Origin of the sequence: Sphingomonas sp. PL-96 (assembly GCF_020707215.1) — a bacterium.
Lineage (GTDB): Bacteria > Pseudomonadota > Alphaproteobacteria > Sphingomonadales > Sphingomonadaceae > Sphingomonas.
The window spans coordinates 123,161-141,849 of the sequence record NZ_JAJFET010000009.1 but is presented as its reverse complement, the minus strand read 5'-3'; the positions used below and the strand labels follow the sequence as shown (position 1 = coordinate 141,849).

Annotated in this window: 21 protein-coding genes; 16 read left to right on the top strand and 5 right to left on the bottom strand. The window is 66.2% G+C overall.

Annotation, left to right across the window (positions count from 1 at the left end; genetic code table 11):
* Positions 1-101 precede the first annotated feature (101 nt).
* Positions 102-557, bottom strand: a complete 456-nt coding sequence (locus tag LK533_RS15325) for a TetR/AcrR family transcriptional regulator (RefSeq protein WP_229363949.1) — start codon at positions 555-557, stop codon at positions 102-104.
* A 15-nt stretch (positions 558-572) separates the two neighbouring features.
* On the opposite strand from LK533_RS15325, the gene LK533_RS15320 reads away from it, so the two are divergent.
* The 11 genes from LK533_RS15320 to LK533_RS15270 all read left to right on the top strand — a co-directional run bounded on the left by LK533_RS15320 (position 573) and on the right by LK533_RS15270 (position 10,395).
* Positions 573-773, top strand: coding sequence for a hypothetical protein (locus LK533_RS15320; RefSeq protein ID WP_229363948.1), 201 nt, complete (start codon positions 573-575; stop codon positions 771-773).
* A 61-nt stretch (positions 774-834) separates the two neighbouring features.
* A complete protein-coding gene (locus LK533_RS15315; protein WP_229363947.1) occupies positions 835-1,638 on the top strand; it encodes a sigma-70 family RNA polymerase sigma factor in 804 nt (267 codons plus the stop codon).
* A gap of 91 nt (positions 1,639-1,729) precedes the next feature.
* The gene (locus LK533_RS15310) at positions 1,730-4,153 is read left to right on the top strand and encodes a membrane-bound PQQ-dependent dehydrogenase, glucose/quinate/shikimate family (protein WP_229363946.1); all 2,424 of its coding nucleotides are present in this window, start codon (positions 1,730-1,732) and stop codon (positions 4,151-4,153) included.
* Between the two features lie 47 nt (positions 4,154-4,200).
* Entirely contained in the window at positions 4,201-5,187 is a 987-nt protein-coding gene (locus LK533_RS15305; RefSeq protein WP_229363945.1) for an alpha/beta hydrolase, read from the top strand.
* A 46-nt stretch (positions 5,188-5,233) separates the two neighbouring features.
* Complete coding sequence (locus LK533_RS15300; RefSeq protein WP_229363944.1) at positions 5,234-6,361, top strand: MlaE family ABC transporter permease; 1,128 nt, start codon at positions 5,234-5,236, stop codon at positions 6,359-6,361.
* Positions 6,358-7,176, top strand: coding sequence for an ABC transporter ATP-binding protein (locus LK533_RS15295; protein ID WP_229363943.1), 819 nt, complete (start codon positions 6,358-6,360; stop codon positions 7,174-7,176). The genes LK533_RS15300 and LK533_RS15295 overlap by 4 nt, the downstream gene beginning before the upstream one ends.
* A complete protein-coding gene (locus tag LK533_RS15290; protein ID WP_229363942.1) occupies positions 7,176-8,111 on the top strand; it encodes an MlaD family protein in 936 nt (311 codons plus the stop codon). The genes LK533_RS15295 and LK533_RS15290 overlap by 1 nt, the downstream gene beginning before the upstream one ends.
* Complete coding sequence (locus LK533_RS15285) at positions 8,108-8,761, top strand: ABC-type transport auxiliary lipoprotein family protein (protein ID WP_229363941.1); 654 nt, start codon at positions 8,108-8,110, stop codon at positions 8,759-8,761. The genes LK533_RS15290 and LK533_RS15285 overlap by 4 nt, the downstream gene beginning before the upstream one ends.
* Positions 8,762-9,367: 606 nt before the next feature.
* Complete coding sequence (locus LK533_RS15280) at positions 9,368-9,610, top strand: hypothetical protein (RefSeq protein WP_229363940.1); 243 nt, start codon at positions 9,368-9,370, stop codon at positions 9,608-9,610.
* Positions 9,607-10,134: a hypothetical protein gene (locus LK533_RS15275; RefSeq protein ID WP_229363939.1), complete on the top strand. Its 528-nt coding sequence runs from the start codon at positions 9,607-9,609 to the stop codon at positions 10,132-10,134. The genes LK533_RS15280 and LK533_RS15275 overlap by 4 nt, the downstream gene beginning before the upstream one ends.
* A 54-nt stretch (positions 10,135-10,188) precedes the next feature.
* Positions 10,189-10,395, top strand: a complete 207-nt coding sequence (locus tag LK533_RS15270) for a hypothetical protein (RefSeq protein ID WP_229363938.1) — start codon at positions 10,189-10,191, stop codon at positions 10,393-10,395.
* A 54-nt stretch (positions 10,396-10,449) separates the two neighbouring features.
* Here LK533_RS15270 and LK533_RS15265 read toward each other — a convergent pair whose 3' ends face one another.
* From LK533_RS15265 to LK533_RS15255, 3 genes are all read right to left on the bottom strand, one after another.
* Positions 10,450-10,851 carry a DUF4267 domain-containing protein gene (locus LK533_RS15265; RefSeq protein WP_229363937.1) on the bottom strand — a complete coding sequence of 134 codons (402 nt, stop codon included), beginning with the start codon at positions 10,849-10,851 and terminating at the stop codon, positions 10,450-10,452.
* Between the two features lies 1 nt (position 10,852).
* Positions 10,853-11,479 (bottom strand): SGNH/GDSL hydrolase family protein, encoded by a 627-nt coding sequence (locus LK533_RS15260; protein ID WP_229363936.1) that lies wholly within the window; start codon positions 11,477-11,479, stop codon positions 10,853-10,855.
* A gap of 155 nt (positions 11,480-11,634) precedes the next feature.
* Entirely contained in the window at positions 11,635-13,101 is a 1,467-nt protein-coding gene (locus tag LK533_RS15255; protein WP_229363935.1) for a protein adenylyltransferase SelO, read from the bottom strand.
* Between the two features lie 298 nt (positions 13,102-13,399).
* Here LK533_RS15255 and LK533_RS15250 point away from each other — a divergent pair, with 298 nt between their 5' ends.
* Genes LK533_RS15250 through LK533_RS15240 form a run of 3 tightly spaced genes read left to right on the top strand, consistent with a single transcriptional unit; the run spans position 13,400 to position 14,874 of the window.
* On the top strand, positions 13,400-13,861 hold the full coding sequence (locus LK533_RS15250) for a DUF421 domain-containing protein (protein ID WP_229363934.1): 462 nt from the start codon (positions 13,400-13,402) through the stop codon (positions 13,859-13,861).
* On the top strand, positions 13,861-14,400 hold the full coding sequence (locus LK533_RS15245) for a hypothetical protein (RefSeq protein ID WP_229363933.1): 540 nt from the start codon (positions 13,861-13,863) through the stop codon (positions 14,398-14,400). The genes LK533_RS15250 and LK533_RS15245 overlap by 1 nt, the downstream gene beginning before the upstream one ends.
* Positions 14,401-14,406: 6 nt before the next feature.
* Positions 14,407-14,874, top strand: coding sequence for a DUF421 domain-containing protein (locus LK533_RS15240; protein WP_229363932.1), 468 nt, complete (start codon positions 14,407-14,409; stop codon positions 14,872-14,874).
* 15 nt (positions 14,875-14,889) lie between these two features.
* Here LK533_RS15240 and LK533_RS15235 read toward each other — a convergent pair whose 3' ends face one another.
* Complete coding sequence (locus LK533_RS15235) at positions 14,890-15,549, bottom strand: hypothetical protein (RefSeq protein ID WP_229363931.1); 660 nt, start codon at positions 15,547-15,549, stop codon at positions 14,890-14,892.
* Positions 15,550-15,742: 193 nt separating this feature from the next.
* Between LK533_RS15235 and LK533_RS15230 the strand changes: the two genes are divergently transcribed.
* Together LK533_RS15230 and LK533_RS15225 are read left to right on the top strand one after the other, a co-directional pair.
* Positions 15,743-18,010, top strand: a complete 2,268-nt coding sequence (locus LK533_RS15230) for an ATP-grasp domain-containing protein (protein WP_229363930.1) — start codon at positions 15,743-15,745, stop codon at positions 18,008-18,010.
* Positions 17,991-18,662, top strand: coding sequence for a hypothetical protein (locus LK533_RS15225; RefSeq protein ID WP_229363929.1), 672 nt, complete (start codon positions 17,991-17,993; stop codon positions 18,660-18,662). Before LK533_RS15230 ends, LK533_RS15225 begins: the two co-directional genes overlap by 20 nt.
* Positions 18,663-18,689 lie beyond the last annotated feature (27 nt).

The window sequence follows — 18,689 nt, the reverse complement described above, 5'->3', positions numbered from 1 at the left end:
CGCAGGACTGTGTCCGGGCGTGGAGGGAGAACCCGGAAGCGCCGGCCGTTCTTCGTCCGTCCAGTCGGGCAAAGGCTCCAGCGGGGTTTTCGCGGCCGCGCTCATCGTCGCTGCAGACCCCCGACAAGGAGTTCCAGAACCCGGTCGAGCGAGGACAGCAGCGCCTCGTCCGGCGAACTGGTCGGGATCGCGTTGAGCATGGAAAGCACCGACAGGATATCGGCGATTGTCATGTCCGGCCGGCACAGCTGCGCTTCGACTGCACGCTCAAGCATCGGCTCGACGAGCGCGATCAGGCGGCTACGGGCAGCAACCAGCGCAGGACTCGATTGATCGGCGACGCGCCAGTAGCTCGCGAGCGCCGCATGCTCGCGAGCATGGCTGGCGTAGAAGCGAAGAAAGCGAAACAGCAGATTCGCCCCGTCCTGCTCCGCTGCAAATGCCTCCAACCGGTCCAGGGAACGGCCGATCAGCGCAATCAGTAGCGCCTGACGGTCAGGGAAGTGGCGATACAGCGTGCCCTGCCCCACCCCCGCCGCCTTGGCGATGGTGTGCATGTTCGCACCGATGCCATGCTCCGCCACGACAGCTTCCGCGGCCGCCAGCAGCTCGGCACGGTTCCGGACGGCATCCTTCCGAGCAGGTTCCATTCCCCTGAAGTGGACGATTCAATCCGTTTCGTCAATCGCGCAAGGCTTGCCAGATCTGCTGTGTCGCACGAGATGCTCACCCCCCAGGCCGGCAGAAAAAAAGAATTGTGCGTTGCAACCTAAAGGCCCTCGGCGCGTTCAGGCAACCAAAACGGACAGACTTGTCCGTGTCGGGAACGCAAACATGGCTTATGCGAATGCTGTCCGTGCAATCCAGCCGCGATCTGCAGGAAGGGCATCGTCGCTTGCTGGTTTCGGCATTTCCTCTGAGCGCGACGAACCGCTGAAGCGAGGTTTCGATCAGCAGAAGCTCGCCTCCGTACCGGCAGGCAAGCCGAACGTCGGCGCCGAGCCGGTCGGACGCATCCATGATCACGAGCGCGCCTTTGCACGGGATCTGGTCGACGTGACGCCGCGTCTGCAGAGCTTCGCACGCAAGCTCACCCGCGATGCGGCAGCTGCCGAAGACCTCGTGCAGGAAGCGCTGCTTCGAGCCTGGCGTGCGCGCAATCAGTTTCAGCCCGGGACCAGCCTGCGCGCATGGGTGGGCACGATCCTGCGCAACGTGCACATCAGCAGCATGCGCCGGCAGCGCTGGGTCGGCGAGTGGACCGATGAGCTCGAGCGTACCCTTTCAAGCGGCGAGCAGCAGAGTTCGACGATCGCGTTGAAGGAAGTGGTCGCGCTCACGCGGAGATTGCCGCCCGAACAACGTGCGGCATTGCAACTGATCGGCGTCGAACGGCTCTCCTATGAAGAGGCCTCAGCCCGGGCCGGAATCCCCATCGGAACGATCAAGAGCCGGGTTGCTCGCGCACGCGTCGCACTTACCAGCATGATCGAAGGAGCAGCGTTGCCGCCCCTGCCCGCGGCTCCAGCTGCCGAGATCGAGATCAAGGCGAATACACCGCCACTGGATCCCCGTGCCGCGATCGTCGCGCGCTGGCGCGCAGCGAAGACCTCAGGCCAACCCTTTCTGATCGGATGATTACCGGCATCCGGGTGTCGTCGCCCCAGCGATGATCAACGCCCTGCCCGAAGCACCTCACAACCAACAGCCCTCGTTTAGAGAGTAAACGATGCCAACGAAAAGCAGAACAGCGCCACGTCCACCGCGGCTCTATCCCACGATCCTCTTCATCGTTGCGCTCGTGCTCTTGGTCGGTGGCGTGCAGCTCGCCTCTGTCGGCGGCTCTCTCTATTATCTTCTGGCAGGGCTCGCGACGGGCGCCTCGGGCGTGCTGATCTGGAAGGGCAAGCGCGAAGGCGCATGGCTTTTCGCGAGCTTCCTGGTTGCGACGGTGGCCTGGGCCGTATGGGAGGCGGGTTTCAACGGCTGGGCCCTTGTTCCGCGGCTGGCGGCACCCTTGGTGCTGGGGCTCTGGCTCCTGCTGCCGCACTTTTCGAGGCGCCTGCAGTCGGCGAGCGACCGCTCGAGCAGATTTGCTCGCTGGGCCAATCCGGCCGGCTTCCTGGCCGCCGCGGTAGTGGCGGTCATGGTCGGCGCTCTGCTCCACCAGCTTCGGCCTGAACAGACCGATCCGATGTTCACGGTCGCCTCGTCGCCGTCGATGGCCGGTGACCGGACGGCAGCCGCCGGCAATGCGGCAGCCGGTGCCGACTGGACCGAATATGGCGGCGACGCCGGTGGCCGGCGCTACAGCTCGCTGGCGCAGATCACCCCTGCCAACGTATCCGGGCTCGAGCCGGTCTGGACCTATCATGTCGGTGCGGCGCCCAAGAACGCGAAGGCCAGCCTTGAAGTGACGCCGCTCAAGATCGGCGACACGGTGTATATCTGCAGCGGCTTCAACGACGTGATCGCGCTCGATGCGGAGACCGGCAAGCAGCGCTGGCGCTATAACGCGAACAGCAAGACCAAGGGCGTCTACAGCGCCACCTGCCGTGGCGTAGCCTATTACAAGGCGCCCAGCCCGGTCGCGGACTGCCCCGAGCGCATCATCACCAACACGATCGACGCACGCCTGATCGCGCTGGATGCGCGCACTGGCGCTCCCTGCCAGAGCTTTGGCCGCAACGGTGCGGTGTCGCTGCTCGCTGGCATGGGCAAGGTGCTCGACGGCTATTACTACGTCACCTCGGCGCCTGCGATCGTGCGCGGCAAGGTGGTGCTCGGCGGATGGGTGTCCGACGGGCAATATTGGGGCGAACCGTCGGGCGTGATCCGTGGCTTCGACGCGGTCACCGGCAACTTCGCCTGGGCGTTCGACATGGGCCGGCCGGACGAGCATGGCCAGCCGGGTCCCGGCGAGCAATATACCCACTCCACGCCCAACGCCTGGGCGCCGATGAGCGTCGATGAGACGCTGGGCCTCGTCTATGTGCCCACCGGCAACGCGACTCCCGACCAATATGGCGCACAGCGTCGTCCCTTCGACGACAAATACTCGAGCTCCGTTGTGGCGCTCGACGGGGCCTCCGGTGCGGTTCGCTGGAGCTTCCAGACGACCCACCACGACCTGTGGGATTATGACGTCAGCAGCCAGCCGACCCTGGTCGACCTGCCCGCCCCCGACGGCGGCGTGCAGCACGCGCTGCTTCAGGCCACCAAGCGCGGCGAGGTCTTCATGCTCGACCGGGTCACCGGGCGCCCGATCGCCGCAGTCGCCGAAAAGCCGGTGCCGACGAGCGGTGCCGCCCCGGGCGAGCGCGTCTCGCCGACCCAGCCGTTCAGTGTCGGCATGCCGAGCTTCCGCGGACCGGACCTGACCGAATCGATGATGTGGGGCGTGACCCCGATCGACCAGATGATGTGCCGCATCTGGTTCAAGCAGTTGCGCTACGACGGCACCATGACCCCGCCGGGCCTCACCCGCTCGCTCGTCTATCCCGGACCGCTCGGTGGCATGGATTGGGGCGGCGTCTCCGTCGACCCGGTGCGCCAGATCATGGTGGTAAACACCGCGCGTGTCGCGAACACGGCGCAGCTCATCTCTCGCGCCGAAGCCGATCGTCTCGGCATGCAGCCCGCCGGCGTCGGCAAGGCTGCCGGTGCGACCGTCCACGGCGGCGGCGTGCCCCAGGGCGGAACCCCGTTCGGCGCCCTGCCCAAGCTGTTCTTCAGCAAGCTTGGTGCACCTTGCATGCAGCCGCCCTACGGCCTCATGTCCGCCGTCGACCTGAAGACCCGGCGCGTGCTCTGGTCGCGCCCGATCGGCTCCGCGCGCGACAGCGGGCCGCTGGGGCTGCCCTCCTACCTTCCGGTCACGCTCGGCACGCCGAACATCGGCGGATCGGTGGTGACGGCAGGTGGCCTGATCTTCATCGGCGCCACCCAGGAGAAGGCGATCCGCGCGATCGACATCACGACGGGCAAGACGGTCTGGAAGGCACGCCTTCCGGCAGGTGGTCAGGCGACGCCGTCGACCTGGATCTCTCCCAAGACGGGGCGCCAGTTCGTGGTGATCGCGGCAGGCGGCAACATCCCGCTGCAGTCCGGCATGGGGGACGCGATCATCGCCTATGCGTTGCCGAAGCGCTGAACCAGGCGTCGCTGCGGCAGCCATATTGAATTCGTGAGGAGTAACGCGTGAGCACACGTCACTTGCTGGACCCCGAACTGGCGTCTCTGCCAGAGGTCATGCCTGCCTTCTCCTTTGATGAAGGCACGCTCAAGACCGTGCGCGCGCAGGTCGAGGAGCATCTGCCGCCTGACTCGCAGGGTCAGGTGGCGGCAAGCATCCGATCCGCGCCCGGGCGCGACGGGGGGCCGGACGTGCCTGTCCATGTCTATGATCCGCCGAGCGCCGATCGCCGCCGTCCTGCGCTCCTCTACTTCCATGGCGGCGGGATGGTGATGGGCACCGCCGGTATGGCCAGGGTGACGCTCGCGCCGCTCCTTCAGGAAACCGGCGCCGTCGGCATCTCCGTCGAATATCGGCTGGCGCCCGACACGCCCTTTCCGGGGCCTCAGGAGGACGCCTATGCGGCGCTGGAATGGCTCGTCGCCAATGCCGACGCACTGGGCGTGGACCCCGCGCGCATCATCGTGATGGGGGAGAGCGCCGGCGGCGGCATCGCCGCTTCGCTGGCGATCATGGCCCGCGATCGTGGCCAGTACGCGCTTGCCGGCCAGGCATTGTCCATGCCGATGCTGGATTACCGGACGGGAAGTGCGCAGAGCGTGTGGGACAATCCGACGTCGGGAGAGTTCGTCTGGAACCGGGCGGCAAACCAGTTCGGCTGGACCAGCCTGCGCGGCAGCTATGACCTGAACGATGCCCGCCGAGCCTGGTTTTCGCCTGCGCTGGCGGACGATCTTACCGGATTGCCCCCGGCCTATATGTCGGTTGGCGCACTCGACCTCTTTGTCGACGAGGACATGGACTATGCTCGCCGGCTCGCAGGTGCTGGCATACCGGTCGACTTCACCTTGTTCAGCGGAGCTCCGCACGCGTTCGGCGCGATCCCCGACACGGCTCTTGCCAAGCGCTCCCAGGCGGAACTGATCGCTGGGCTGAAGCGGCTGATCGCCCGAAGTGCGCCGGCGGCCGCAACCGCCAGCAAAGCGTCCTGATCATGGGCGGGGACACGACGCCAATGGCAATCGGAACGAGGGCACTGTGAACCAGGGGCTCGCGCCACCAGACTTTCGCGTCTACCATGACGAACATGGAACGACGCTGTCGCTCGAGGGCAACTGGGTAGGCACCAGGCTTGGTGACATCCCGGAGCGGATCGATCGCGACCTGGCGGAGCCCACGCCGCTTCGCGTGGACCTGTCCGGCTTGCGACGCATCGACACGGCCGGCGCCTTCGCCCTGGCACGCGTTCTGGCCGACGGACGCGACCTCAAGGTCGTGGGCGGAAAGCGTCCGGAGTTCGAGCGGCTCGCCGAACTGGTGCGTCAAGGACTTGAACAGCCGGTGGTGGCGCCTGCGCGCAAGCGCTCGCTGTCGGATCTATTTGCCGCCATCGGCCGGCCGGTGGCGGCGGTCGCTGCCGAAGGGTATCGGGGCCAGATCTTCGCCGGCCGGCTCGTGATGGCGGTCGGTCGCGTCCTTCGCCATCCCCGCCGCCTTCGCCTGACCTCGCTGGTTGCGATCATGCAGCAGGCAGGGCTGGCGGCGGTGCCGATCGTGGTCGTCATGACCTTCTTCATCGGCGCGGTACTGGCACTCGTCGGCAGCACCATGCTCCAGACGCTGGGCGTGACGATCTACGCCGTCGAACTGGTCGGCATCGGCATCTTGCGCGAGTTCGGCGCCGTGGTTGCCGCCATCCTGTTCTCCGGCCGGTCTGCCTCGGCCTTCGCAGCTCAGATCGGCTCGATGCGGATGAACCAGGAACTCGATGCCATGCAGGTCATGGGCGTCGACATCTTCGAGGCGCTGGTGGTGCCGCGTGTGCTGGCTGCACTGATCATGCTGCCGCTGCTGACGGTGGTGGCTGACCTGGGCGGCATTGTCGGCGGCATGCTGGTGTCCTGGACATTGCTGGGGATCGAACCTGCCCTGTTCCTTCAGCGGATGGTGGACTCGGTGGGCGCGCAGCAGTTCTGGGTCGGCATGGCAAAGGTGCCGCTGTTCGCCCTTGTCATCGCCGCCACCGGCTGCCGACAGGGGTTGGCCGTGGGGTCCGATGTGGAAGGACTCGGCCTGCGGGTGACAAGTGCGGTCGTGCAGTCGATCTTCCTCATCATCATGTTCGATGCGCTGTTCGCAGTGCTCTTTTACCGGCTCGACCTGTGAGCGCGCGACTGGACGCTCGGCCGCCCGAAGGCCGTGACGAGGAGGCGCCGCCGATCCGGGTTTCCGGACTGCGCACTGCGTTTGGCGAGCATGTCATCCACGACGGGCTCGATCTGGAAATCCGTCGGGGAGAGATCGTCGGCCTGATCGGCGGTTCGGGCACGGGCAAGTCGGTGTTGCTGCGCACCCTCCTGGGTCTCAAGGCGCCGGAGGGCGGGCACGTCGAGCTGTTCGGCGAGAATGTTCATGATCCCGAACAGCAAGGGGTGATCGAGCGTCGGGCCGGCGTCCTCTTTCAGTCGGGCGCGCTTTTCTCCTCGCTCAGCGTGCTGGAGAATGTGGAGGCGCCGATGCTGGAGCACACAAGGATGCCGCCGGCCTTTGTTCGCGAACTGGCCGGCTTCAAGATCAGGCTCGCGGGCCTCGCCGACGAGGCCGCGGCAAAGCGTCCGTCCGAGCTGTCGGGCGGCATGCTGAAGCGCGCCGGTATCGCCCGCGCGATCGCGCTCGATCCCGAGTTGCTCTTCCTTGATGAGCCGACCTCGGGCCTGGATCCGATCGCCGCAGAGGAGTTCGACGGGCTCGTGCGCGGCCTGCGCGACGCGCTTGGGCTGACGGTGCTGATGATCACGCACGACCTCGATTCGCTCTATGCGGTCTGCGACCGGGTGGCGGTGCTTGCCGACAAGAAGGTGCTCGCCTGCGCGCCGCTCGCCGAGCTCGAGCGCTCGGATCACCCATGGCTGAAACGATATCTGCGCGGCCCGCGTGGCCGGGCTGCCCATGACGCGGGCTCTCAACGGGACGAGAACTGATGGAACGGCATGCAAACTATGCGCTGGTCGGCGTGCTGACGACGGTGCTGCTGATCGGCGGGCTGGTGCTCGCGGTGTGGCTCGGCAACGTCCGTGCCGGGCACGACACTGACGTCTACCGCATCATCTTCCAGGGGCCCCTGCGCGGCGTTTCGGTAGGCGGAGAGGTGCAGTTCAACGGCATCAAGGTCGGTGAGGTCCGGTCGGTGCGGCTCTATCCACCCGACACGCGCAAGATCCTGGTCGATGTGGAAGTCGACGAAGCCACGCCGGTCCGCGCGGACTCGCTGGCCAGCACCGAGATGCAGGGGATCTCGGGGATGAATGCGGTCCTGATCAGCGCCGGCACGCCCAGTCGGCCGCTGCTGCGCGACGTTTCGCAGGACGATCCGCCTGTCATCCGCGCCAAGGCCAATGCGCTCGCCTCGCTGCTAAGCGGCGGCGGCAAGGTGGTGGAGAATGCGAACGAGACGCTCGACCGGCTGAACCGCCTGTTGTCGGACCGCAACATCGCGGCCCTGAGCGGAACGCTTGCCGATCTTCGGCTGACCGCCGGTGAAGTAGCGGCGAACCGCGCGATGTTCGCGCAGGCGTCGTCCGCCCTGGCGAAGCTGGACCGCACCATGGACGACGCGCAGCGTACCGTGAACCATGTCGACGGACTGGTTCAGGGCGACGGGCGGCGCGCGGTGGCCAACGCGGCGGACGCAGCCGAGGAGCTGAAGGCGACGATCGCACAGGCACGACAGGTGCTCTCGGGATTGTCCGCGACCAACGGGACGGTCGGCAATTCGCTGCTGCCGCAGGTCAACGACACGATGCGCGGGCTGCAGGAAGTCACGCAGGATCTCGACAGCTTGCTGACGAGCATACGCCAGGACCCGCGCGGAACGCTGCTCAAGGGTCAATCACGCGAACGGGAGTTGAAGCAATGAAGCATGCCGCAGGTGCCCGCGCGGCGGGAGCGATCGCGATGGTCACCCTGTTGGGGGGATGCATGGGTGGATTGCTCGGGGGCGGCAAGCCCGACCAGCTCTACCGCTTCGGCGATCCGCTGGTGGCCGAGGCTGCGGCAACCGCACCAGTGCCGGTACCGCGGCGGACGGTGACGCTCGCGCCCATCCAGCTCCCTGCCGCCGCCGCCGGCGACCGGATCCTGACGATCGAGGGGGCATCCGCCGCCTATGTGAAGGATGTACGCTGGGTGAGCCCCGCGACGTTCCTCTTCAGGGATGCTGTTCGCGGGGCGATGCAGGCGCGTATACCCGACCTTGCCCTGTCCGACCGGGCGAGTGCGCGGCAAACGCAGGGGATCGTGACGGTCCGGCTCAGCCGCTTCGAAGCCGAGTATGACGGCACGTCCGAGCAACCGACGATCCGGGTCGAGGGCGAGGCGGTGCTTGTCGCCCCCGATACGCGCGCCATCCTTGCCCGTCTGACCATCATGGAACGCGAAGTGGCCTCAGGCGGGGGTGCCGAAGCGGTCGCCAGATCGTTCGACACAGCGACCAGGCGTGCGTCCATTGCCGTTGCAGACTGGGTGAATCTCAGCCTGGTAGTCGCACCGGCCGCGCCTCGTAGCTGACCCCGGCTCGTGGTTGGGAGCAACCAGGAACGCTGCACCACCCGTGATACTGGAGCGCACCGGCGACCATGCGGTCGTTCCACGTTTCAGCACGGGTGGGTCGCGGCGCCTGAGGCAAGTCCGTCCACCCGAGTGGTCGTAAGCTGGCGGCCGTCGATCAGCATTTTTCATCGCGTTCGATCCGCGGCAGCGGGAATGCTGGGCGAAAGGTGCGGGGCGAGAACAGCACCCTGCGCTCGGCTTACCTCAAGATGGTCGTCACCGAAGTGCGTGTTGCACGACGAGATCGTGATCTCCGGGCCGTACAGCTTGGCGGAGCGTCACACCCGCGGAGAATGTTGCCGACCTTTCCCGGAAAGCAGCTGCGGCGGCATATAGGTGATCAAGTCGGGCAGGTGCCTGGTTGGCGCAGAAGAGCGACGACACCCCCTGCCCCGCGTACCAGCTGATGCCAGTGCTCGCCTGGGCCGGCGGATTGCCTGCATCACATGATGGATCGTCCAGCTTGCGCTTCTCCAAGCCCCTGGCGCGGTTTACGCTACCGGAATGAGAGCCACTCCCCCTCCGCTGCCTCGATGTCCACGAACTGGCGAACGTGGGGGCGTCGTGGCGGCACTCGGCGCGCTGGACAAGAAGTACGGCTTCACAGAGCGCCTTCGAAAGCAGCTTGATGTAGGCATCGCCGAATTGGAGCGGCAGAAGCAGGCACTGGCCGGGCGCGGAAAGATCCCCGCGCTGCACGCTGCTGGGAACGTGATCGACCTGTTGCGCGACGCCGCTGTTGCCCAGGCTAAGCGGCAGGTTCGAAACCTGGCCTCGACACTCGTACCGCGCTCGGCCCTGCGATGACGGGCGAACGGCGTCGCGCGGCGCTCTTGATGGCAGCCATCGGACTGACGCTGTCGGTGTTGTGCGGATGGCTGCTGGCGGAATCGGTAGCGGCATCTCTCACTGCGTGGCGAGCCGGTGCGCCAGAGGTGCGGATATCGGGTGGCGATTTCGGGATGTTTGCGTTGATGCCGATCCTTGTGGCGTTGGCGGTTTGGGGAACACTGGCCCTGTTCCGAGAGGACGCCGCCGTCAGGCGGATCGGTAACGGGATCGCGGTGGCGGCCATGATTGCAGTGCCCGTCGCGCTCGGTGGATCGTGGGTGTTGCAGGACATTGCGGAGCGGCGGCTTGCGGCGGAAGGCTATGTGCGGTGTAGGACGGAGCGCGCCGGCCGCTTTCCATCATTAACCCTGTGCGCCCGCAAGGTGCCGCCAGCAAAACTGGCACCCGGTGCCCGCGATGCGGCAAACGCGATCCCGCAAACAGACGCCCTACCCCGCAGCACACAAATTAATCAAAACACTGCGCGACTCCCAACTTAGGTCAAAGATGCGGCTGCCTCCTGAACGGTATCAAAGACCCCGCAGGAGGCAGCCATGATAAAAAGCGAGAGGGACTATTTCTACTCACGTGCTGAAGTAGAACTGCGAATGGCGCAGACTGCCCGCGACCCGAACGCGGTGCGGGCGCATTACACCTTGGCCGGACATTATCTGGATCGCGCTTTTGCGGGCAGCGTTGATGAACCGCCGTCCGTTGCTCAGATCAGGGCACAGATCCCGGTCGGCCCCGCCTCGCGGTGATCGTCGGTGCGCAGGAGCGCGCGGATCCTTCCGCCAACTGCCTTCGGGGGAACGTCATGGCGCTCGCCCGGGCTGGCGGCTCCAAAGCGCCAGGGCGGCAAAGCCCAGCAGGCTGGCGCCATGCAGCAGGTAATGCATGGGCCGCCCGGCGCCGGACGAGGCAAGCAGCAGCAAGTCGCCGACCGGGATAAGAGTTGTGCCGGTCAGCACAACGGACAGGGCCTTTCGTTGTCCGGTAACCGCCAGGCCGAGCAGATAGGCGGCAAGCGCCACGTCGCGGAACCCGATCGCGCGAACGTAGAGCATCGCCGCCGGGTCACGGGACGGGAAGCCATAGATGGAGGCGGCGATGCCCGGCATCGCCACGAACAGGCTGCCCAGGATCAGGAACACTCCCGCGAGCAGGCAGACGACCAGGAACAGGGGCTGCCTGAGCGTCATCGATGGGGCGACCATGTCAGGTCCAGATCGACGAGCGGTCCGCCCGGCCGGAGCGGACCAGGTCGGCGATCGCCTTTGCGATCTTCTCGCCGCCTCGTGCGGACGGCTCGATGGGATTGGCATAGTCGGCGGGATCATCGCAGATCAGCCGCAGGTCGACGACGTCCAATCCGCGCGCAAAAGCGACCCGCATGATCGCGTCGTTGAACAGGGACAGCGCGGAAACCACCAGCCGCCGATGCGGCTCGGGATAGTTCGCGTCGTAGATGGTGCAGACCGCAGTCGGCAAACCCAGCGTGAGCACCGCGTCGATCATCGCGCCATAGGATTGCGCGAAGCGTGCCTGCGCTTCCGCGAGGCGGCCTACCGCTTCCGCAACCGATCGGGCGCTCTCGTTGAGGATCGAGGCTCGCCCGAGCGCGTCATTGCCACCGACCGAAATGACGATGTGGCTGGTGCCATCCGGTACCCGGGCAATCTGACGATCCCGCACGTCGCTCGCGACGTGCCCGTCGACCGCCACCAGGCTCACCGTCCAGTCCCTGCCCAGCTGGCTGCGCAACTGCTCCCCGACATCCGGCGCAGGGGCTACATAGACGCGATTGTCGAAGATCGAATCTCCCAGCAGCGCGACGTGGTTCATGGCCAGCTCCAGTGGACGGCGGCAAGGGTCGATGCCGGTTGGTCGGACGGCCTGTGCATGCCCGTGTTCCAGGCGGCTGATGTGCGAACCCACGGCGTCGTCCGGACCAATGAAGTTGAACGGCGGGAGTTCCGGAGTGGCCAGTCCGTCCGCGTTCAGGTCCCGCAGAAGGTGGCCGCCACCCGCTCATGCGGCAGCGGGGGCTCGGCAAGATCGAGAGCGTCGGGTTGATCCTCGAAAGGACGGGAGAGCACGTCCAGCATCCGGTGGAAGGGCGTGTACTCCTGCCTCTCGACCGCGGCGGTGATCATTGCCTCGACCTGATGGTTGCGCGGGATGAAGGCGGGGTTGACCCGGTCCATCGCCGCTCGGCGATCTGCGGCGGCTTGCCCATCGCGCGCGAGGCGTGCGCGCCATTGCGTCGCCCATGCATCGAACGCCGTCGGATCCACGAAGAGCGCGCGTGCCGGTTCGTCCTCACCCGAGGCGGCACGCCCAAGAGCGCGGAACAGCAGCGTGAAGTCCACCTGGTTCTCTGTCATGCGCGTCAAAAGCGCATTCATCAGCTCCATGTCTTCCGGTTCGTCGGACAACAAGCCCACCTTGCGGCGCAGCCCGCCGAAGTAGGTCTGCTCGAACATGGCACCAAAGCCGCCAAGCGCGTCCTGGGCTTGTTCCACCGCCGCGTTCTCATCCTCGTCGAGGAGCGGCAGCAGCGTTTCGGCAAGGCGGGTGAGGTTCCAGTGCGCGATCCGCGGCTGGTTGCCATAGGCATAGCGACCCGCCCGGTCGATCGAGCTGAACACGGTGGCCGCGTCATAGACGTCCATGAAGGCGCAGGGTCCATAGTCGATCGTCTCGCCTGCGACCGACATGTTGTCCGTGTTCATCACCCCATGAATGAAGCCGACCAGCAACCAACGGGCAACGAGCGCCGCCTGGGCGGAAATCACCGCATCCAGAAGCGCTCGATAGGGCTGAGGGTTTTCTGCAGCCGCTGGATAGTGCCGCGCGATGACATGGTCGGCGAGGTGCCGCACCGCCTCTTCGTCGCCCCGCGCGGCGAAGAACTGGAAGGTGCCGACCCGGATGTGGCTCGATGCGACCCGGGTCAGCATGGCTCCGGGCAGGATCGTCTCGCGGACGACCGGCTCGCCTGTGGTCACCGCCGCAAGCGCGCGGGTGGTGGGGATGCCCAGCGCCGCCATGGCTTCGCTGACGAGATATTCCCGGAGCACGGGGCCGAGGGCGGCGCGCCCGTCGCCCCCGCGCGAGAACGGCGTGCGCCCCGCCCCCTTGAGCTGGATGTCGCGGCGGCGACCCGCTCGATCCACGACTTCGCCCAGGAGGATGGCGCGACCATCCCCGAGTTGCGGCACGAAGTTTCCGAACTGGTGCCCGGCATAGGCCTGAGCGATAGGTTCCGACCCTTGCGCGATCGCGCGGCCGGAGAGAACATCGAGACCCGCAGGACTCTTGAGCCACTCGGAATCGATGCCAAGCTCGGCCGCGAGTGCCTCATTCACCTGGATCAGAGCCGGCGAAGGGCTTTGCAGCGGCTGCGCGGCTGCAAAGAACTGCTGGGGCAGACGGGCGTAGCTGTTGTCGAAGGGGATCGGCATGCGTCTAGGAACCGTCTGCGGTCCGTGAAGTTTCGCGTGGTTGAGCAATGTCGCAACTCCTGGCCAGCACAGGTCCGCCGAACATGCTCCGCGATGCTGGCGTCGCGCCCAGGACGCCGGTCGGCCCTGCCGGCAGAGCGATGCCGCACTCCGTCGCCTGGGCCGGCTCTGCGTCAGTGGCAAAAGCAATGGAAAAACAAACGGATGGGAACCCGGCAGGTGACTGCCCGTTAAGCTCCTCCGCGTAGCCCGTGACACCTGTCCCGGCCGCATGGCTGGCAGGGCCCCCACTATGGGAATGGCGATACTCCGGGCAGCGTTCGGCTACCTGTTTCTGGTCCTGATCGTACGCGTGGTCGGCCGGCGGCCCGGCAAACAGCTGACTCCCTTCGAGTTCGTGCTGATCTTCTATCTCGGCGGGCTCACCTTGACCGGAATGGTGGGGAACGAGGCATCGCTCACCAACGCCGTGTGCCAGATCCTGACGATCGCGCTGTGCCACTATGGCCTCTCCTCGCTCCGCTTCCGCTCCGACACGGCCATGAAGCTGCTCGACGGCGTGCCGCTGATCCTGCTGGAGGCGCGCGGGTGGCGGACCGATACGCTCAGCCAGATGATGATCGAGGACGACGACGTCATGAACGTGGCGCGCGAGCAAGGCATTCGCGACCTGTCGGGAATACGAATCGCCGTTCTCGAGACCTACGGGCAGATCAATGTGCTGCCGAAATCCTCTCAGAACAGCAGCGGAGACGCGTGATGGCAGCGGAGCCCCACGTCGACGCCTTGGGCGACACGATCGCCAAGGTGGATGAGGAGGTCGCCGTCGGCGAGAACCTCGACTTCCAGCGCGGGTGGTGGCGATTCGAACGCTGGATCTGGGCCCTGTTCCTGATCGTGATCCTGTGCGACCTCGTCGGCCTGTTTGGCCATGGCTGGCTTTCCAAGGCAACGGCTTCGGTGCCGGACAAGTCGCTGACGGTGGAGTATGAGCGGGTCGAACGGGCCAACACCCCGTCGATGATGACGCTGCGCTTCGGCCCCAGGGCGATCCGGGGCGGACAGGTGCAGGTCTATGTCAGCGATTCGGTGGTCGAGGATCTCGGCGCGCAGCGGATCGCACCGCAGCCTGCGCGTTCGACGGTCGGCGGAAACGGGACCACCTACCTCTTTCCGGCCACGGCAAGCCCTGCGGCGGTTCGCATCCAGCTCCAGCCCGCGCTGCCCGGGCTACGCCGCTTCCGGGTGCAGGTCGTCGGCGCGCCGCCCATCGAGGCGCGCGTCCTGGTGATGCCCTGAACCGCCATGGAATCGATCCCCCGCGCCCTCGCCGGCTATTTCGTCCTGCTGCTCGTCGTCCGCGTCCTGAAGCGCCGCGCCGGTTCGCAGATGACGCTGTTCGAGTTCGTGCTCGTCTTCCTGATGGGCGGCGTGATCATCCTTGCGACCGTCGGCAACGATCGCTCGGTCACCAACTGCACCTGTGCGGTGGTGGCGGTCGCCCTGATCCACCGCACCGTCGCCTGGGCCAAGAGCAAGAGCACGCTGGTCGGGGCCGTGGTCGACGGCACGCCCCTGCTGCTGATCAAGCAGGGCGAGTGGCAGGAGGCGGTGCTGCGCAAGATGCGGATCCGCAAGGAGGACCTTGCGGCCGCAGCGCGCGCGCACGGCATCTCCTGCGTCGACGAGATCGACTATGCAATCCTGGAGCGAAATGGCGGCATCAGCATCATAAAGACGAAGGCCGGCGCCACCGACTCCCCTGCAAGCTGAGCGCCTGAGCCCGGCTCAGCCAGGCAGGTTTTTCGCCCACAAGGATGGCGTCGCGGCGCGGCCCCGCTCCGGGTATGGGATCGATCGGCGGAACGCCTCGCTGAATATGCCGTCGACGCGGATGCTGAAGGACAGGCCGTGCGTCGCATCGGCACCGTGGAACTGGTTGACGGTGTCGAACCACGCCGCGTGGGAGCGGACGTACTGCTTCTCGCCGGTTGCAGGGTCCAGCATGTAGAAGGGCTTGGCGAAGTTCGTCCGGAACCAGACGAACTCGTGGCACAAGTCCGCGCTATCGTGGTCACGGTGCGCCGAGACGGCACGGCCGCTGGGATCGTACAGGATCAGCATGCGTGCGGTCGCCTGGAACGGCAGCGTCGCGATGAAGTCCATCAGCGGCGCGAACTCTGCCGCTTCTTCGCTCCGCTCCCACAGCGCGCACCGGTTCAAATCGTAGTAGTTTTCCGGCGCGCGCGATCGGGACAGGTAGATCATCCGGGTGCCCGGCACCGTAGGAACCTCGCTCCGAAGCAGGAACGGGCCTGTGCAAAAGGCGATGTCGGCCGCGGTCATGCGCGCCTGAATGCGCTCGACGAGGAACGGGTCGAGGGACCGCAACCGCTCCACGTCGATGAAGCGGTCCAGGTCCATGTAGGACGGATAAAGAGCACCCATGGCGGCCCCATGTTCCCCAATGAAGATCCAGCACGAACCAGATTTGAATTAGTTGCTGCTTATATTTATTTATTTGGGTTAACCTACGTTTGGTTTGGAATCCGGCGAAGCTACTACGATCCCGCACAAGAAAACATAACATAGCCAGCGCTTTCTTCGGGGGATGCGGCGGGGCGGAGGATGTCGTGACTGCATGAAGCTCTACGTCAGCGGACTTTATTCCGGGGGCAATCCGCAGCCTGGGATCGGCATCGTGCGCTCGTTGCGCGAGGGCTTCCCCGAAGCCTCCATCGTCGGCGTCGAGTACAGCAACCGCGTGTCGGGCATCCATTGGGAAGAACTGGACGAACTGTGGATCCAGCGCCCGTGGGACGAACTCGACCTTGATGCCTATGGCGAGCGCGTCCGGGAGAAGCTGGATGCCGGGGGGCTGTGGATCTCCGGCAGCGACCTGGAGGCACTGTGGCTGGCCGACCTGTTTCCCGATGGCCACCCCAATCTGCTAGCCCCGTCGATGCCGGCGCTGGACCGGATCACCAAGCCTGCGGTGGAGGCGGCGTCCGGCCTGCCGGTCCGCATCCCGACCTATACGTCGACGGACCGCAGCGATTGGGATCTCCATGCCTTTTGCCGGCAGCACAATTGGCGGGTGTGGCTGAAGGGTCCCTATTACGACGCCGCGCGCACCCCGAGCTGGGACGTGTTCGAAGCGGCCCGCAATGCACTGACCAAAGTGTGGTCCACCGAGCGGCTGTTCCTCCAGGCGCATGTCAGCGGCTATGAAGAGTCGGTGATGCTCAGCGCCTATCGGGGCGAGCTGCTGGGTGCGGTCAGCATGCGCAAGCGCGACATCACGCCCGAGGGCAAGACCTGGGCGGGCGACGTGAGCGACGTGCCCGCCGACTTCCTCGACCCCCTGCGGCAGATGGTGAAGGCGCTCAACTGGACCGGCGGCGGCGAGCTGGAAATGGTTCGCGATGCCGCCGGGCAGCTATGGCTGCTGGAGATGAACCCGCGCTTCCCGGCCTGGGTGCACGGCGCAACGCTTGCCGGGCAGAACCTGCCCGCGCTGCTGGTCGAGCGGGCGAGCGGAATGCGCGCCATGCCGTCGCCGTGCCGCGCCGAGGAGTTCACGCGAGTGGTGCTGGAAGTGCCGGTACGCGCCGAATATCCCCTGCCCCCGCTTCCCGAGCCGTTCGCGGGCGCCGTCGGCCATTCGATGAAGCACCCCTCGGGCCTCACATTGCTCGCCAAGAAGCTGCACAAGGCCAACCCCGAACTATTGGGCGGGAGCGAGCCAGACGGTGAAGCGGGCGACAGGCTCCCGCAGATCCCGGAAACCTTCCTCGCGGATATCCGCAGCTACGACTTCGACACGGTGCAGACCCCGCAGTTCCTGTTCATGGATTCCACCGCGGCCAGCCTGTTCCAGCGCGCGGCCGAACGCTCGCACCGGCTCAGCACCAACGATGTGACGGTGGCGAGCGGCTATTCGATCAAGACCAACCCCGACGCGCGGCTCATCAAGCTTGCGCTCGACAACGGCTTTCATGCCGAGGCGATCAGCCTGCTGGAGGTGCACAAGGCGCTGGAGGTCGGGTTCCGGCCGGATCAGGTGATCCTGAACGGCCCCGGCAAATGGTGGCCCGAGGGGATAATGCCGCGCGAGAAGCTGCACGCGGTGTTCTGCGACAGCATCGCCGATCTCGACCGCGTGGTGGCCGCAGTGGCGGCGGGCGAGATGCAGTCGGCGCACATCGGCATCCGCATCCGCACGCCCAACATCCCCTCGCGCTTCGGCATCCCGCTCGACAGCCCGGCAAACCTTGCCAGGCTGGTGGACGCGGTGAAGCGCCTGCCCCCGGAAAGCGCGTTCGGCATCCACTTCCATATGGCGAGCGCGAACGTCGGCGTGGCGCAATGGTGGCACCTGTTCGAATCCATGCTGAAATGGTGCCAGGCGATCGAGCGGCTCACCGGGCGCACGGTCGAGATCCTCGACATGGGTGGCGGCTGGTTCCCCGACGACTGGCATGCGAGCGAGGACGGCAAGTTCGCGACCGCGGTCGAAAAGGTCCGCGCGATGCTGCCGGGCGTGCGCGAGATCGTGTCGGAGCCTGGCAAGGCGATGGCCCAGCCCTCCATGGCACTCGCGATGCGCGTGCTGGAGATCCAGGAGCATGAGGAGGAAGAGGTCGAAGCGGTGGTGGACGCCTCCATCGCCGAGCTTCCGATGTACTTCTTCTATCCCCATCGGATGCTGCACCAGAATGCCCGGACCGGCGAATTGCAGCCGATCGGTCGTGGCAAGACCCATTTGATGGGGCGACTGTGCATGGAGCACGACATCGTCGCGGCCAACGTTCGCCTGCCCGAAGGGACGCGTGCCGGCGACCTTCTGATCTTCTGCGACGCCGGCGGTTATGACAGGAGCATGTCCTATGTATTTGGACGCGGATAACGGCGTGCCGACGGAGGAGCAGGCTCCCGCTCCTGAACAGCATCCTGGCGGCCGCTGGGAGAACTTCCCCTTCAGCTGCCTGTCCCACCACGGACAGGCATGTTGCGACATCGCGCGCGAATGGGTGATCGCCAATGACTTCGCCCAGTCGAACGGAGGCGACCCGTTGAGCGGTCCGCGCTGGCTGCGGCAGAAGTTCGAATGGGGACCCTCGCTATGGCCGTTGCACTGGTGCGAGGCGGTGGGACGCAAGTCGATCGACTGCGGCGCGCATGCTGCGCTGGCGCATGCGGCATTCACCGCTCGCGGCATCCCCGCCTATCGCGCCCAGTTCGTCCAGCGTTACAGCGCCGAGGCCGCCGGCGAGTGGCGCCGCAAGTGGGGAGCGGATCAGGCGTCCGATCACTGGATCACCGACGACTTCATCTATCATGAGGGCAATGCCGTGCCTGTCGGCGACGGCGAGGTGAAGCTGTGGGACGGGAGCGCCGGCTGGTGGCTCAACCAGCGCCAGGCGGCGGGCGGTTACGGCAGCCTTGCCGCGGTACGGATCTTTGTTGAAGACTGGGACGGATCCGCGTTGCGCTGGGGCCGCCACAGCATCCAGCCCAATTGCTGGCATCAGCTGGAACCACCGCCTGCACAAAGATAGGCGGGTGTCCGACTGGCGGTTGGGGCG

Excerpts from the sequence above, each read along its gene's own strand:
- LK533_RS15325 (WP_229363949.1), bottom strand. The coding sequence starts at position 557 with ATGCACACCATCGCCAAGGCGGCGGGGGTGGGGCAGGGCACGCTGTAT.
- LK533_RS15320 (WP_229363948.1), top strand. The coding sequence starts at position 573 with ATGCTCCGCCACGACAGCTTCCGCGGCCGCCAGCAGCTCGGCACGGTT.
- LK533_RS15315 (WP_229363947.1), top strand. The coding sequence starts at position 835 with ATGGCTTATGCGAATGCTGTCCGTGCAATCCAGCCGCGATCTGCAGGA.
- LK533_RS15310 (WP_229363946.1), top strand. The coding sequence starts at position 1,730 with ATGCCAACGAAAAGCAGAACAGCGCCACGTCCACCGCGGCTCTATCCC.
- LK533_RS15290 (WP_229363942.1), top strand. The coding sequence starts at position 7,176 with ATGGAACGGCATGCAAACTATGCGCTGGTCGGCGTGCTGACGACGGTG.
- LK533_RS15285 (WP_229363941.1), top strand. The coding sequence starts at position 8,108 with ATGAAGCATGCCGCAGGTGCCCGCGCGGCGGGAGCGATCGCGATGGTC.
- LK533_RS15275 (WP_229363939.1), top strand. The coding sequence starts at position 9,607 with ATGACGGGCGAACGGCGTCGCGCGGCGCTCTTGATGGCAGCCATCGGA.
- LK533_RS15270 (WP_229363938.1), top strand. The coding sequence starts at position 10,189 with ATGATAAAAAGCGAGAGGGACTATTTCTACTCACGTGCTGAAGTAGAA.
- LK533_RS15265 (WP_229363937.1), bottom strand. The coding sequence starts at position 10,851 with ATGGTCGCCCCATCGATGACGCTCAGGCAGCCCCTGTTCCTGGTCGTC.
- LK533_RS15260 (WP_229363936.1), bottom strand. The coding sequence starts at position 11,479 with ATGAACCACGTCGCGCTGCTGGGAGATTCGATCTTCGACAATCGCGTC.
- LK533_RS15255 (WP_229363935.1), bottom strand. The coding sequence starts at position 13,101 with ATGCCGATCCCCTTCGACAACAGCTACGCCCGTCTGCCCCAGCAGTTC.
- LK533_RS15250 (WP_229363934.1), top strand. The coding sequence starts at position 13,400 with ATGGCGATACTCCGGGCAGCGTTCGGCTACCTGTTTCTGGTCCTGATC.
- LK533_RS15245 (WP_229363933.1), top strand. The coding sequence starts at position 13,861 with ATGGCAGCGGAGCCCCACGTCGACGCCTTGGGCGACACGATCGCCAAG.
- LK533_RS15240 (WP_229363932.1), top strand. The coding sequence starts at position 14,407 with ATGGAATCGATCCCCCGCGCCCTCGCCGGCTATTTCGTCCTGCTGCTC.
- LK533_RS15235 (WP_229363931.1), bottom strand. The coding sequence starts at position 15,549 with ATGGGTGCTCTTTATCCGTCCTACATGGACCTGGACCGCTTCATCGAC.
- LK533_RS15230 (WP_229363930.1), top strand. The coding sequence starts at position 15,743 with ATGAAGCTCTACGTCAGCGGACTTTATTCCGGGGGCAATCCGCAGCCT.
- LK533_RS15225 (WP_229363929.1), top strand. The coding sequence starts at position 17,991 with ATGTATTTGGACGCGGATAACGGCGTGCCGACGGAGGAGCAGGCTCCC.